The 12,875-nt window shown below is 70.8% G+C and carries 14 protein-coding genes and 1 pseudogene; 13 read left to right on the top strand and 2 right to left on the bottom strand.

The window, feature by feature from the left end; all coding sequences use genetic code 11:
* Window positions 1-116: 116 nt before the first annotated feature.
* Window positions 117-857 (bottom strand): DUF6065 family protein, encoded by a 741-nt coding sequence (locus tag ACK4JY_RS01275; RefSeq protein ID WP_409602389.1) that lies wholly within the window; start codon window positions 855-857, stop codon window positions 117-119.
* A 51-nt stretch (window positions 858-908) separates the two neighbouring features.
* Here ACK4JY_RS01275 and ACK4JY_RS01270 point away from each other — a divergent pair, with 51 nt between their 5' ends.
* The 13 genes from ACK4JY_RS01270 to ACK4JY_RS01210 all read left to right on the top strand — a co-directional run bounded on the left by ACK4JY_RS01270 (window position 909) and on the right by ACK4JY_RS01210 (window position 12,708).
* Entirely contained in the window at window positions 909-1,442 is a 534-nt protein-coding gene (locus tag ACK4JY_RS01270) for a prolyl-tRNA synthetase associated domain-containing protein (RefSeq protein WP_409602388.1), read from the top strand.
* Window positions 1,443-1,517: 75 nt separating this feature from the next.
* Window positions 1,518-2,285, top strand: a complete 768-nt coding sequence (locus ACK4JY_RS01265) for an EAL domain-containing protein (protein WP_409602387.1) — start codon at window positions 1,518-1,520, stop codon at window positions 2,283-2,285.
* Between the two features lie 119 nt (window positions 2,286-2,404).
* Window positions 2,405-4,009: a bifunctional phosphoribosylaminoimidazolecarboxamide formyltransferase/IMP cyclohydrolase gene (purH, locus tag ACK4JY_RS01260; RefSeq protein ID WP_409602386.1), complete on the top strand. Its 1,605-nt coding sequence runs from the start codon at window positions 2,405-2,407 to the stop codon at window positions 4,007-4,009.
* Window positions 4,010-4,478: 469 nt separating this feature from the next.
* Window positions 4,479-5,234 carry a dienelactone hydrolase family protein gene (locus ACK4JY_RS01255; RefSeq protein WP_409602385.1) on the top strand — a complete coding sequence of 252 codons (756 nt, stop codon included), beginning with the start codon at window positions 4,479-4,481 and terminating at the stop codon, window positions 5,232-5,234.
* Window positions 5,235-5,252: 18 nt separating this feature from the next.
* Complete coding sequence (locus ACK4JY_RS01250; protein ID WP_409602384.1) at window positions 5,253-5,780, top strand: AAA family ATPase; 528 nt, start codon at window positions 5,253-5,255, stop codon at window positions 5,778-5,780.
* Window positions 5,780-6,679 (top strand): class I SAM-dependent methyltransferase, encoded by a 900-nt coding sequence (locus tag ACK4JY_RS01245; RefSeq protein ID WP_409602383.1) that lies wholly within the window; start codon window positions 5,780-5,782, stop codon window positions 6,677-6,679. Before ACK4JY_RS01250 ends, ACK4JY_RS01245 begins: the two co-directional genes overlap by 1 nt.
* Before the next feature lie 38 nt (window positions 6,680-6,717).
* On the top strand, window positions 6,718-7,410 hold the full coding sequence (locus ACK4JY_RS01240; protein ID WP_409602605.1) for a pseudouridine synthase: 693 nt from the start codon (window positions 6,718-6,720) through the stop codon (window positions 7,408-7,410).
* Window positions 7,407-8,045: a phosphoribosylanthranilate isomerase gene (locus ACK4JY_RS01235; RefSeq protein WP_409602382.1), complete on the top strand. Its 639-nt coding sequence runs from the start codon at window positions 7,407-7,409 to the stop codon at window positions 8,043-8,045. Before ACK4JY_RS01240 ends, ACK4JY_RS01235 begins: the two co-directional genes overlap by 4 nt.
* Before the next feature lie 48 nt (window positions 8,046-8,093).
* Complete coding sequence (gene trpB, locus ACK4JY_RS01230) at window positions 8,094-9,308, top strand: tryptophan synthase subunit beta (protein ID WP_409602381.1); 1,215 nt, start codon at window positions 8,094-8,096, stop codon at window positions 9,306-9,308.
* 1 nt (window position 9,309) lies between these two features.
* Window positions 9,310-9,699 (top strand): hypothetical protein, encoded by a 390-nt coding sequence (locus ACK4JY_RS01225; RefSeq protein WP_409602379.1) that lies wholly within the window; start codon window positions 9,310-9,312, stop codon window positions 9,697-9,699.
* The gene (gene trpA / locus ACK4JY_RS01220) at window positions 9,696-10,526 is read left to right on the top strand and encodes a tryptophan synthase subunit alpha (RefSeq protein WP_409602377.1); all 831 of its coding nucleotides are present in this window, start codon (window positions 9,696-9,698) and stop codon (window positions 10,524-10,526) included. The genes ACK4JY_RS01225 and trpA overlap by 4 nt, the downstream gene beginning before the upstream one ends.
* A gap of 9 nt (window positions 10,527-10,535) precedes the next feature.
* Window positions 10,536-11,429 (top strand): acetyl-CoA carboxylase, carboxyltransferase subunit beta, encoded by an 894-nt coding sequence (gene accD / locus ACK4JY_RS01215; RefSeq protein ID WP_409602375.1) that lies wholly within the window; start codon window positions 10,536-10,538, stop codon window positions 11,427-11,429.
* 4 nt (window positions 11,430-11,433) lie between these two features.
* Window positions 11,434-12,708, top strand: coding sequence for a bifunctional folylpolyglutamate synthase/dihydrofolate synthase (locus ACK4JY_RS01210; protein ID WP_409602373.1), 1,275 nt, complete (start codon window positions 11,434-11,436; stop codon window positions 12,706-12,708).
* Window positions 12,709-12,756: 48 nt separating this feature from the next.
* Here the strand turns inward: ACK4JY_RS01210 and ACK4JY_RS01205 are convergent.
* Window positions 12,757-12,875 (bottom strand): annotated as a pseudogene (locus ACK4JY_RS01205) (IS5/IS1182 family transposase); the annotation flags it as partial.

The following is a 12,875-nucleotide window of genomic DNA, read 5'->3' as shown; positions in this document are numbered from 1 at the left end:
GCAGGAACAGGTTCGGCTTGACGCCGACCCTGTCGCCCTGATCTGCCTGCTGCCTGCTGCCTGCTGCCTGCTGCCTGCTGCCTGCTGCCTGCTGCCTGCTGCCTGCTGCCTGCTGCCTACCCCAACCTCGGCGTCTTCAGCCGCCGCTTGTTCGTATGCGTCGCCGGCGCCGCGCCCAGTTCCTCGGGCAGTTCGCCCTTGAAGTAGAACCGCTGCCACGCCTCCTTGGCCGCGTCCGGATCGCCCGAGGCGAGCCGCTTGTTGAAATCCGTGCGCTGGCGGTTCCACGCCTCGAACTGCCCCTTCATCACTGGATTGGAGTCGAGCGAGCGGATCACCGGCTCGAAGGCCTCGGCCTTGCGGTGCTCGATCGGGGTGATGAAGCAGAACGGCTCGCCGCGCTCGAACTTGACCCGGCCCGGTCGCGTGAAGATCCAGTTCATGGTGAAGGGGAAGGGCAGCCAGTCGGTCTCGATCAGGCCGGTCAGCGGGGCGATGCCGTCCTTGACGTGGTTGGGCGCGCCCGTCGCCAGCAGGCCCCAGCCCGGCGGGGTGCGGAACAGATACTGCGGATGCAGGGTCAGGACGCCGCGCGAGAAGTGCGAGGTGACCACATGGTGCAGATTGGGCGAATGCCGGTCCGGGGTGATGACGATGTCGTTCTGGCTCGGCCCGCCGTTCCATTCAGCGGTGAAGCCGAGCGGACACAGGATCTCCCAGCCGGTGGTGTTGGCCATGGTCAGCGGCAGGCAGCGGTACGGGTGCCGGCTGGGGAAGGCGTCCATCCAGTCGCGCGGCTGGCGGCCCGGCACCATATCGCAGGGCTGGTCCGACATCGGGTAGCATTCCAGTTCCACGGCGGCGCTCCGGAGGGTATCGGGGATGGTCCCTCTCACTAGCGGCGCGCCATGACCGAACACAAGACGCTCCCCCCCGGACCGGCCTTCGACCGCGACCGCCTGCTGGCCTGGATGGCCGAAAAAGTCGTGGCCCAGACGACCCACGACCACCCGCCGGTGTTCCGCGTCGAAGAGGGGCTCGAGCTCAAGGCGGCGATGCCCGGGGCCCACACCAAGAACCTGTTCCTCAAGGACAGGAAGGGCCGGCTGTGGCTGATCTCGGCGCGGCAGGACACGGTCATCGACCTGAAGCAGGCCCCGGCGGCGATGGGTTCGGATCGGCTGTCGTTCGGCAATAAGACGCTGCTGTACGAGACGCTGGGCCTGACGCCCGGCTCGGTGACGGCCTTGGGGCTGATCAACGACGTCGACCGGCGCGTGACCTTGGTCCTCGACCAGGCGCTGTGGGAGGCCGACATCGTCAACTTCCACCCGCTGACCAATACGGCGACGACGGCCCTCACCCAGGCCGATTTCCGGCGCTTCCTGGCCTTGCTCGGGCGCGAGCCGGTCGTGGTCGATTTCGGCCGCCTCGCGGCCTGACGCCTGTCGCCCGACCGGCGTTCGAAGAAATCTTAATCTTTTCAGGTCATAAGCCGGACAACAAGGAGTCCCGCGATGTCTTGCGTAGCCTGTAAGGACGGGGTCGGTTTTGACCTCCCGATCACCATGGCCTTCCAGCCGATCGTCGACGTCGGCGGCGAGACCGTCTTCGCCTATGAGGCGCTGGTGCGCGGCCAAGGCGGACAGGGCGCCGGCGAGGTGCTGGCCCAGGTCTCGGCCGACAACCGCTACGGCTTCGACCAGCTGTGCCGGACGACCGCGATCGATCTCGCCGCCCGGCTGGACCTCGCGGCCGGCGGGGCCTGTCTCTCGATCAACTTCCTGCCCAACGCCGTCTATGAGCCGCGCGCCTGCATCCGCGCCACCCTCGCCGCGGCGATGAAGACCGGCTTTCCGCTGGACCGGATCATCTTCGAATTCACCGAGGAAGAGGCGCTGGACACCCAGCATATCCTCAACATCCTGCGCGCCTACCGGGCGATGGGCTTCAAGACCGCGATCGACGATTTCGGCGCCGGGTTCGCCGGCATCGGCCTGCTCAGCAAATTCCAGCCGGACGTCGTCAAGCTGGACATGGCCCTGATCCGCGACATCGACACCGACCGGGTGAAGCGGACCATCGTCAGCCACACGCTCGACATGCTGCGCGACCTTGATATCCAGCCGGTGTGCGAAGGGATCGAGACGGTCGGGGAGTACGACGTCCTGCGCGATCTCGGCGTCTCCCTGATGCAGGGTTATCTGCTCGCCAAACCCGAGGTCGAGGCCCTGCCGGCCGTCTCCTGGGTCCGGCCTGACGCGCGTTCGGCCCGGAGCGCCTGAGGCCTGTCGCTCCCGGGGCTGATTTTCGGCCCGGTCTGACCCCGGTGGTTCCAGCCCGGCCCGGACGGTGCTAGAGGCGCGGCCTCTCCCCCGACCCCACGCCAGACACGGACGCCGCCATGCCCGCCGCTCCCGACTTTCCCCCCGCGCCCGACCGCGTGGCGCCGCAGCGCGCCCTGATCTCGCTCAGCGACAAGACCGGGCTGGAGAATGCGGCCCGCACCCTGCACGAGCTCGGCGTCGAACTGGTCTCGACCGGCGGCACCCGCGCCGCCATCGCCGGCTTTGGCCTGCCGGTGAAGGACGTCGCCGACCTGACCGGCTTCCCCGAGATGATGGACGGCCGGGTCAAGACCCTGCACCCGGTGGTGCACGGCGGCCTGCTGGGCGTGCGCGACGCCGCCGACCACGCTGAGGCCATGACCACCCACGGCATTGGCCCGATCGATATCGTCTGGGTCGATCTGTACCCGTTCGAATCAACGGTTGCCTCGGGCGGGGCCTTCGACGCCGTGGTCGAGAACATCGACATCGGCGGCCCGGCGATGATCCGCTCGGGCTCCAAGAACCACGGCTATGTCGCGGTGGCGGTGGACGGCGAGTCGATCGGCCTGATCGTCGAGGCGCTGAAGGCCGACGGGGCCACCACCCTGGACCTGCGCAAACGCCTCGCCGCCCGCGCCTTCGCCCGCACCGCCGCCTATGACGCCGCCGTCTCGGGCTGGTTCGCCGGTCAGGTCGAGGACGCCGCCCCGGCCCGCAAGTCGATCGCCGGGTCGCTGGCCCAGACCCTGCGCTATGGCGAAAACCCGCACCAGACGGGCGCCTTCTATCGCACCGGAGGCGGTCGCCCCGGCGTGGCCGAGGCCCGTCAGCTGCAGGGCAAGGAACTCGGCTACAACAACATCGCCGACGCCGACGCGGCCTATGAGCTGGTCGCCGAGTTCGCCGCCCCGGCCTGCGTCATCGTCAAACACGCCAATCCGTGCGGCGTGGCGGTCGGCGCCGATCTGACCGAGGCCTATGCCCGGGCGCTGGAATGCGACGCCGTCTCGGCCTTCGGCGGCGTCATCGCCGTCAACCGCACCCTGACCGGCGCCGATGCGAAGCTGATCACCGACATCTTCACCGAGGTCGTCATCGCCCCCGGCGCCGACGAAGAGGCGCAAGCCGTCTTCGCCGCGAAGAAGAACCTGCGTCTGCTGCTGACCGACGGCCTGCCCGATCCGCTGGCGGCCGGCGAGGTGTTCCGCTCGGTGGCCGGCGGCTTCCTCGTCCAGTCGCGCGACCGCAGCCGCATCGCCGCCTCGGACCTCAAGATCGTCACCCGCCGCCAGCCGACGCCGCAGGAGATCGAGGACATGCTGTTCGCCTTCACCGTGGCCAAGCACGTCAAGTCCAACGCCATCGTCTATGCGAAGGACGGTCAGACGGCCGGCATCGGCGCCGGCCAGATGAACCGCCGCGACAGCGCCCGCATCGCCGCCATCCGCGCCCGCGAGGCCGGCGAATCCAATGGCCTGGCCCATTCCCTGGCCCAGGGCAGCGCCTGCGCCTCCGAGGCCTTCTTCCCCTTCGCCGACGGCCTTCTGGAAGCGGTCGCGGCCGGCGCCACGGCGGTGATCCAGCCGGGCGGCTCGATCCGCGACGACGAAGTCATCGCCGCCGCCGACGAGGCCGGCGTGGCCATGGCCTTCACCGGCGTCCGCGTGTTCCGGCACTGACGCCTGGGGCGCTAACGCTCGCCGCGCGGCGGCTCGCTGCTTGAGCGCGGACCGTCTCCTCCCCACGCAGTGGGGAGGGGGACCACCCGCAGGGTGGTGGAGGGGCGCCGCCGCACGGTCCTCACCCCTCCACCGCTTCGCGGTCCCCTCCCATCGCTACGCGACGGAGGAGACAGGCCTCGCCTCTGCTGACAATTCGCCGCCAGCCATCACGATTCCGGCGACGAAACTCCGCGATTTCAGCCACCTGCCCAAAACCCAGCGTCAACAACCCGCCACAGGAGCGCGCCGGTCTAGACTGCCGGCGCTTCGCCCGGGTCTTTGACAATCGCATCCCACGCCGGCCGCTTCAGGCCGAACGATCCGGACGGTCTGGACTATCTGGACGGTGTTTTTCTATTCTACCCGGGTAATATTCCCCGACCCATCCCGGCTTCCGCCGCGCCCGCCCTCCGCTATGGTGGCGCTTATGGACACCCTCTCCCAGCGCTGGGCCCGGCTCGAGCCCCACACTACCGTGACCGGCCCCGACGACGACCGGCCCCGTCCGGCGGTGCTGCTGTTCCACGGCTGCGGCGGCCTGCGCGGCCATCTGCCGAAATACGCCGAGGTCGCCAGACAGGCCGGCTGGCGCGCCTTCACCCTCGATTCCTACGCCCCGCGCGGCTGGAGCCGGACCTTCGCCATGGCCACGGTCTGCTCGGGCCTGCTTTTGCGCGGCCACGAGCGCGCCGGCGACATCCTCGCCACCCTGTACGGCGTCTCGCAACGCCCCGACGTCGACGCCGCCAAGATCGCCCTCGCCGGCTGGAGCCATGGCGGCTGGGGCATCATGGAGGCGATGAGCGCTGACCGGTCGCGGCCCGGACTGGGGGTCGCCGATCCCGGGGCTGTGAATCTTGACGGGGTGGTCGCGACGTATCTGGCCTACCCCTATGTCGGAGTCGCCGCCGCCAACCGGATGCGGCCGTGGCGGCACTGCCCGAAGACCCTGGCGGTGATCGCCCGCACCGACCACCTGACCACGGTGCGCAACGCCGAGCGGGTCCATGACATGGTCCGCAACTGCGGCGCGGAGGTCGAGACCTGGGTCGCCGACGGCACCCACAGTTTCGACGAGCCGAGCAGCGCCCCGCCGATGCGCTACGATCCCGTCCTGACCGACGAGGCCCTGCGCCGCTTCGCCGCCCTGCTCGGCGATGTCGCGGTCGCGCCGCCGGCCTGAGGCCGCTATAGGCCGGCTATGACCACCCTGATCGTGCTATACGGCCCGCCCGCGGTCGGAAAACTGACCGTGGCGCGACGACTGGCGGATCTCACCGGATTTCGCCTGTTCGACAATCATCTGACCGTCGATCTGGCCCTCAGCCTGTTCGACTTCGGCACGCCCGGCTTTCGCGACCTGCGCGCGGCGGTCTGGCGAGGGGCGTTCGAAGCCATCTTCGCGGCGCGGATCGAGGGCGTGATCTTCACCTTCAATCCCGAGCCCTCGGTGGACCCGGGTTTCATACATGGGCTGCTCGATCAGGCCGGTCGCGCCGGCGCCCGCGTCGTGCTGGTGGAGCTGACCGCCCCCGCCGGGGTGCTTCTGACGCGCATCGGCTCGGAGTCGCGTCACGGTACGGGCAAGCTGACCGATCCCGCCCTGTTCGCGGACCTTCTTTCCCGGGGCGCGTTCGACACCGGCTCCATGCCGCCCGCGTCGCTCACCCTCGACACCAACCAACTCTCGCCGGCCGAGGCCGCCGGGCTGATAGCGCAGGCGCTTTGATGACGACCCTCCTGTATGGCCGCCCCCCGGCGGTGTTCGATCCCCCCGGCGCCGCGGTCCAGACCTCGCCCCTGATCCCCGGCTCGACGCCGCTCGAGAGCCTGGCCGAAGGCTCGGCCGACGCCGCCATGATCTACGCCCCGCCGGGGGTGCTGGAGCGCCGCCACACCCTCGCCCTCGCCCTGCGCGCGCTCAAGCCCGGCGGCCGGCTCGACGCCATGGCCCCCAAGGACAAGGGCGGCTCGCGGCTGAAGAAGGAGCTGGAGGCCTTCGGCCTCGAGGTCGGCGAAAGCGCCAAGGCCCACCACCGCCGCTGCGTCGTCATCCGGCCCGAGACCCTGACCGGGCTCGACGCGGCCATCGAGGCCGGCGCGCCGCGCCTCGTCCCGGGGCTCGACGCCTGGTCGCAGCCGGGGATCTTCGCCTGGGACCGGGTCGACGCCGGGACCCTGCTGCTGGCCCAGACCCTGCCGCCGCTCAAGGGCGCCGGCGCCGATCTCGGCTGCGGCTACGGGGCGCTCGCCACCGTGGTGCTGGGCTCGCCGGCGGTCACAGCCCTGCGCCTCATCGACCTCGACCGCCGCGCCATCGAGGCGGCCCGCCGCAATGTCGATGACCCGCGCGCGACCTTCGACTGGGCCGACGCCCGCACCGTGGAGGCGCAGGGCGAACTCGACTTCGTGGTCATGAACCCGCCCTTCCACGACGGCGGCGCCGAGGACCGCCGCCTCGGCCAGGCCTTCATCCGTCAGGCCGCGGCCCTGCTCAAGAAGGGCGGCGTCCTGTGGCTCGTCGCCAACCGCCACCTGCCCTATGAGGCCGACATCACCGCCGCCTTCAAACGCTCGCAACCCCTCGCCGACAAGGGCGGCTACAAGGTCATCGAGGCGGTGAAGTGAAGACGCCTACGGCCCGCGTGGACAAGCTGCTCGGCTCCATGGGCTACGGCTCGCGCACCGAGATGGCGCGGCTCGGCAAGGCCGGCGGCGTCGTCCTCGACGGCGTCGATCTGACCGACGTGTCGAAGCGGATCGCCGTGACCCCCGACCTGCCGGCCCGCATGGAGGTCGACGGCGAACCGCTGGACCCGCCGCCGGGTCTGGTGATGATGCTGCACAAGCCGCTGGGCATGACCTGTTCGCGCAAGGAGGACGGCGCCCTCGTCTACGACGTCCTGCCGCCGCGCTGGCGCCGCCGCGACCCGGCCATCTCGACCATCGGCCGGCTGGACAAACAGACCACGGGCCTGCTGCTGCTGACCGACGACGGCGACCTGCTGCACCGGGTCATCTCGCCCAAACGCCATGTCGCCAAGGTCTATCGCGCGACGCTGGCGCGACCGCTGGTCGGGACCGAGGGCGACATCTTCGCCGCCGGCGGTCTGGTGCTGGAGGGCGAGGACAAGCCGTTGTCGCCGGCCGTGCTGGAGGTGCTGTCGCCGACGGAGGCCCGGCTGACGGTGACCGAGGGCCGCTATCACATGGTGCGGCGCATGTTCGCCGCCGTCGGCAACCACGTCGAAGCCCTCCACCGCGAACGGGTCGGCGGCCTCGCCCTGCCCGACGATCTGGCGCCCGGCGAGTGGCGGCTGTTGGATCCGGCCGGCATCGACGCCATCTTCGCCGCATGACCTCCGCCAAGATCTGCGGCCTGACCACGCCGGAAACCCTCGACGCCGCCCTCGCCGGCGGCGCGGCCTTTGTCGGCGCGGTGGTCTTCCCCAAGAGCCCGCGCCACATCGATCCCCTGCACGCCGCGACCCTGTTCGAACGGGCGCGGGGCCGGGCGAAGATCGTGGCGGTGACGGTCGACGCCGACGACGCCCTGCTGACCGAGATCGCCCTGATCCTCAAGCCCGACCTGATCCAGCTGCACGGTCACGAGACCCGCGAACAGGCCGAACGGGCGCGGACCCTGACCGGGGCCGGGATCATCAAGGTCCTGCCGATCCGCGTGCATGAGGATTTCGCCGGCGCCAATGACTGGGAGCCGTTCGTCGACCATCTGATGTTCGATGCGAAGCCGCCGGCGGGCTCGGCCCTGCCCGGCGGGGTCGGGGCGCGGTTCGACTGGACCTTGCTGGCCGACCGCGCCTTCCGCCACCCCTGGTTCGTCGCCGGCGGCCTGACCCCGGACAATGTGGCGCAGGCCATCCGGGTGTCGGGGGCGCCTCTGGTGGATGTGTCCTCTGGCGTGGAAACCGCCCCGGGTGTTAAGGACCCGGCCCTGATCGCGGCCTTCCTCGAGGCCGTCCGGTCGGCCTGATTTCCGCCGCTCCCCCAAAAGCCCCGATTGAGCGTGAAAGCTTCGCCCGTGAACGCCAGCATCCCCAACCAGTACGCCATGCCCGACGCCGAGGGCCGTTTCGGCCCCTATGGCGGGCGGTTCGTGGCCGAGACGCTGATGCCGCTGGTGCTCGAACTGGGCGCGGCCTATGCGGCGGCGCAGGCGGACCCGTCGTTCCAGGCCGAGCTGGACGGCTTCCTGACCGACTATGTCGGCCGGCCCAGCCCGATGTATCTGGCCGAGCGGCTGACCGACCACTACGGCGCGGCCAACATCTGGTTCAAGCGCGACGAGCTGAACCACACCGGCGCGCACAAGATCAACAACTGCATGGGCCAGATCCTGCTGGCCATGCGGATGGGCAAGACGCGGATCATCGCCGAGACCGGGGCCGGCCAGCACGGTGTCGCCACCGCCACCGTCTGCGCCCGCTTCGGCCTGCAATGCGTCGTTTACATGGGCGCCACCGATGTCGAGCGGCAGTCGCCCAACGTCTTCCGCATGAAGCTGCTGGGCGCCGAGGTGGTGCCGGTCACCTCGGGCCGCGGCACGCTCAAGGACGCCATGAACGAGGCGATGCGCGACTGGGTCACCAATGTCGAGGACACCTACTATCTGATCGGCACCGCCGCCGGACCGCACCCCTATCCGGCCATGGTGCGCGACTTCCAGTCGGTTATCGGGCGCGAGACGCGGGCCTCGATGCTGGCGCGGCGCGAGAAACTGCCCGACGCGGTCGTCGCGGCGATCGGTGGCGGCTCCAACGCCATCGGCCTGTTCCACCCGTTCATCGAGGACGCCGGCGTGCGGCTGATCGGCGTCGAGGCGGCCGGGCGCGGGCTGGACGGGCCGGACCACGCCGCCTCGTTGCAGGGGGGGCGCCCCGGCGTGCTGCACGGTAACCGCACCTATCTGCTGCAGGACGACGACGGCCAGATCCTCGAGGGCCATTCGATCTCCGCCGGTCTCGACTATCCCGGCATCGGCCCGGAGCACGCTTGGCTCAAGGACATCGGCCGGGCCGAATACCGCGCCGCCACCGACTCCGAGGCGCTGGAAGCCTTCCAGCTGTGCGCCCGGCTGGAGGGCATCATCCCCGCCCTTGAGCCCAGCCACGCCCTCGCCCGCGTCGGCGAGATCGCCCGCGAAGTGGGCGTGGGCGGCGATGTCGTGCTGAATATGTGCGGCCGTGGCGACAAGGACATCTTCGCCGTGGCGAAACACCTCGGCGTGGAGCTCTGACATGATGATGGCGATGATGATGGCCGCGGCCCTGTCGGCCGGGGACGGGCAGGCCGGGCGGCCGGACCTGCCGCTGCTGGCCGGGGCCACGGCCGCGCCTGACTGTGGCAACCAGGCCGTTCTGGCCGGCGCCTGGTGCGTCAGCGCGCCGCTGTCGGCGATGGAGGGCGTGGCCCAGGCCTATGTCGCCGAGCTGACCGGCAAGGGCTGGCTGGTCGCCGACGGCGGCCCCAATCGCGCCGTACTGGTGCGGCGCAAGGACGGCGGCGGCTGCGAGACGGTTCAGATGCTGATCGTGCGCGACACCTCCGCCCCGACGACGGCCGACAGCGTCGCCTGGCTGGGCGTCGCCACCGTGCCGGGCGACGTGTGCGCGCCGGAGGTCGAATGACCACCGCCCGTATCGACGCCCGTTTCGCCGCGCTGAAGGCCGAGGGCCGGGCCGGCTTCGTCGCCTATGTCATGGCCGGGGATCCGACCTGGGATCAGGCGCTGGAGATTCTGCGCGGCCTGCCGGCCGCCGGGGCCGACATCATCGAGCTGGGCTTTCCCTTCTCGGACCCGATGGCCGAGGGGCCGCCGATCCAGCGCGCCGCCCTGCGGGGGCTCAAGGCCGGTCTGACCCTGAAGGGCACGCTGGCGCTGGCGGCGGATTTCCGCGCCCGCGACGCCTACACGCCGGTGATCCTGATGGGCTATCTCAATCCGATCGAGACCTATGGCTATGACGCCTTCGCCCGTGACGCGGCGGCCAGCGGCGTCGACGGCCTGATCGTCGTCGACTGCCCGCCGGAAGAGGCCGGGCCGCTGTCGGACGCGCTCGACGCGGCGCAGGTGTCGCTGATCCGCCTCGCCACCCCGACCTCGGACGACGCCCGGCTGAAGATCATCGCCGAACGGACCTCGGGCTTCGTCTACTATGTCTCGGTCGCCGGCGTGACCGGGGTCAAGGAGGCCCAGACCCTGTCGGTGGCCCCGGCCGTGGCGCGCGTGCGCGCGGCCTCGGGCCTGCCTGTCGCCGTCGGCTTCGGCGTCAAGACGCCCGGGCGGGCGGCCGAAATCGCCCGGGTGGCCGACGCGGTGGTCGCCGGCTCCGTGCTGGTCGACGAGGTCCAGGCCGCGCTCGAGACGAACGAACCGGCCGCCGGGCGCGTTCTGGCGAAGGTGCGGTCCCTCGCCGATGCGGTCCGGGGTGCGCGCGTCAGCGAAAACGTCTAAAGCGCGCCCATGGTCGACAAGAACAAACCCCAGCAAGAGAAGCGCGGCGGCTGGCTGTCCCGCTTCGCCCCCGGCGTGCGCAAGATCGTCAACCGGCGCGACACGCCCGAGAACCTGTGGGTCAAGGATCCCGACTCGGGCGAGATGCTGTACCGCTCGGACCTCGAGACCTCGCTGTGGGTCACGCCCTCGGGCCGCCACATGCGCATCAACGCCGAACAGCGGCTGCGCTACACCTTCGACGACGGCGCCTTCGAGCCCATCGACACGCCCGACGTGCCCGAGGATCCGCTGAAATTCTCGGACGGCAAGCCGTACAAGGACCGCCTCGCCGCCGCCCGCAAGGCGGCCGGCCGCAGGGACACCATGGCCATCGGCTTCGGCGCGCTGGACGGCGTGCCGGCGGTGGTCATCGTCCAGGACTTCACTTTCATGGGCGGCTCGCTGGGCATGGCCGCGGGCGAGGCCTTTATCGCCGCCGCCCGGGCCGCTGTCGCGCGCGGCGTTCCGCTGGTCTGTTTCACCGCCGCCGGCGGGGCGAGAATGCAGGAGGGCGCGCTCAGCCTGATGCAGATGGCCCGCACCACCCTGGCCATCCAGGAGCTGAAGGCGGTCCAGCTGCCGTTCGTCGTGGTGCTGACCGACCCGACCACCGGCGGCGTCACCGCGAGCTACGCCATGCTCGGCGATGTGCATCTGGCCGAGCCGGGGGCCCTGATCGGCTTCGCCGGCCCGCGCGTCATCGAGGCGACCATCCGCGAAAAGCTGCCGCCGGGCTTCCAGCGCGCCGAATACCTTCAGGAGAAGGGCATGGTCGACAAGGTCGTGCCGCGGGCCGAGCTGCCCGAAACCCTCGGCCGGATCCTGTCGATGCTGATGGGTGGGAAGCGCCGGGCGGCCTAGGCCGATGGACCCGATCTCCGAACGACTGAAAGCGCGCCATCCCCAGCGCATCGACCTGTCGCTGGAGCGGATGCGGACGCTGTGCGCCGGGCTGGGGGACCCCCAGAACCGCCTGCCGCCGGTGATCCATGTCGCCGGCACCAACGGCAAGGGCTCGACCGTCGCCTTCATCCGCGCCATCGCCGAGGCCGCCGGCCTGCGCGTCCACGCCTACACCTCGCCGCATCTGGTGCGGTTCAACGAGCGCATCCGCCTCGCCGGGACGCTGATCGACGACGCGACGCTGAGCGCCGCCCTTGACCGGGTCGAGGCCGTGGACACCGAGGCGACGGTGTTCGAAAGCGCCACCGCCGCCGCCTTCCTCGCCATGAGCGCGATCCCGGCCGACCTCGCGGTGATTGAGGTCGGCCTCGGCGGGGTGCTGGACGCCACCAATGTCATCGAGCGGCCGTTGCTCAGCGTCATCGCCCCGGTCGACCTCGATCATGCGGAGTTCCTCGGAACCAGCCTGCGCGGCGTGGCGGTGGAGAAGGCCGGCATCCTCAAGCCCGGCGCGCCCGGCCTGATCGCCCGCCAGTCGGAAGAGGCCATGGCGGCCATAGAGGTCGCGGCCCGGGCGGTGCAGGCGCCACTGACCGTCATGGGGGTGGATTTCGACGCCTGGGCCGAGCGCGGCGGCATGGCCTTCCAGGACCAGAACCGCTTCCTCGACCTGCCCGCCCCGGCCCTGGCCGGCGCGCATCAGGTCGACAACGCCGGACTGGCGGTGGCCGTGGCGCTGGAGCTGAACCTGCCGGAGCAGGCCATCGCCAACGGCCTGCGCACCGTGCGCTGGCCGGCGCGGATGCAGCGGCTGACGGCCGGACCCTATGCCGAGGCGGCGCGGGCGGCGGAGGCCGAGCTGTGGCTGGACGGCGGGCACAATCCGCACGCGGCGCGGGCGCTGGCCGGGACCCTGCTGGAGCGGCAGGCGCGGGCGCCCCGGCCTCTGGCCCTGATCGCCGGGCTGCTGGCCAACAAGGACGCCGGCGGCTTCTTCGAGGCGCTCAAGCCCACCGGGGCGACGGTCTTCACCACCCCGTTCGAGGGCATGGCGGCTGAACCCGAGGCTCTCGCGGCCGTGGCGCGCGGCCACGGCCTCGGCGCGACCGCATGCGCCTCGGCGACGGAGGCGCTGGAGCGGGCGCTGCGTCTCGGAGCCGGGCGGGTGGTCATCTGCGGCTCGCTGTACCTCGCGGGCGAGGTGCTGGGCGCGAGCCGCGAGACGTGGCCGGAATAGGGTCTAGGGTCTAGGGTCTGGAGTTTAGGCGCTGACTTCTTCTAGCCCCTAGGTTCTGGACTCATAAGCCCTGAGCCAGAGGCGTGTTGAGGCGAGCAGGACGGCGGCGAGGAAGTTGCGGGCCAGCTTGTCGAAGCGGGTGGCGATGCGGCGGAAGTGCTTGAGCT

Origin of the sequence: Brevundimonas sp. (genome assembly GCF_046295595.1) — a bacterium.
Lineage (GTDB): Bacteria > Pseudomonadota > Alphaproteobacteria > Caulobacterales > Caulobacteraceae > Brevundimonas.
The sequence above is the reverse complement of the archived record's forward strand: the minus strand, read 5'-3'. Positions and strand labels throughout refer to the sequence as shown.

What these genes read in the sequence shown, in the direction of transcription:
- ACK4JY_RS01270 (WP_409602388.1), top strand. Translation starts at nt 909, where the DNA reads ATGACCGAACACAAGACGCTCCCCCCCGGACCGGCCTTCGACCGCGAC.
- ACK4JY_RS01265 (WP_409602387.1), top strand. Translation starts at nt 1,518, where the DNA reads ATGTCTTGCGTAGCCTGTAAGGACGGGGTCGGTTTTGACCTCCCGATC.
- purH (WP_409602386.1), top strand. Translation starts at nt 2,405, where the DNA reads ATGCCCGCCGCTCCCGACTTTCCCCCCGCGCCCGACCGCGTGGCGCCG.
- ACK4JY_RS01255 (WP_409602385.1), top strand. Translation starts at nt 4,479, where the DNA reads ATGGACACCCTCTCCCAGCGCTGGGCCCGGCTCGAGCCCCACACTACC.
- ACK4JY_RS01250 (WP_409602384.1), top strand. Translation starts at nt 5,253, where the DNA reads ATGACCACCCTGATCGTGCTATACGGCCCGCCCGCGGTCGGAAAACTG.
- ACK4JY_RS01245 (WP_409602383.1), top strand. Translation starts at nt 5,780, where the DNA reads ATGACGACCCTCCTGTATGGCCGCCCCCCGGCGGTGTTCGATCCCCCC.
- ACK4JY_RS01240 (WP_409602605.1), top strand. Translation starts at nt 6,718, where the DNA reads ATGGGCTACGGCTCGCGCACCGAGATGGCGCGGCTCGGCAAGGCCGGC.
- ACK4JY_RS01235 (WP_409602382.1), top strand. Translation starts at nt 7,407, where the DNA reads ATGACCTCCGCCAAGATCTGCGGCCTGACCACGCCGGAAACCCTCGAC.
- ACK4JY_RS01225 (WP_409602379.1), top strand. Translation starts at nt 9,310, where the DNA reads ATGATGATGGCGATGATGATGGCCGCGGCCCTGTCGGCCGGGGACGGG.
- trpA (WP_409602377.1), top strand. Translation starts at nt 9,696, where the DNA reads ATGACCACCGCCCGTATCGACGCCCGTTTCGCCGCGCTGAAGGCCGAG.
- accD (WP_409602375.1), top strand. Translation starts at nt 10,536, where the DNA reads ATGGTCGACAAGAACAAACCCCAGCAAGAGAAGCGCGGCGGCTGGCTG.
- ACK4JY_RS01210 (WP_409602373.1), top strand. Translation starts at nt 11,434, where the DNA reads ATGGACCCGATCTCCGAACGACTGAAAGCGCGCCATCCCCAGCGCATC.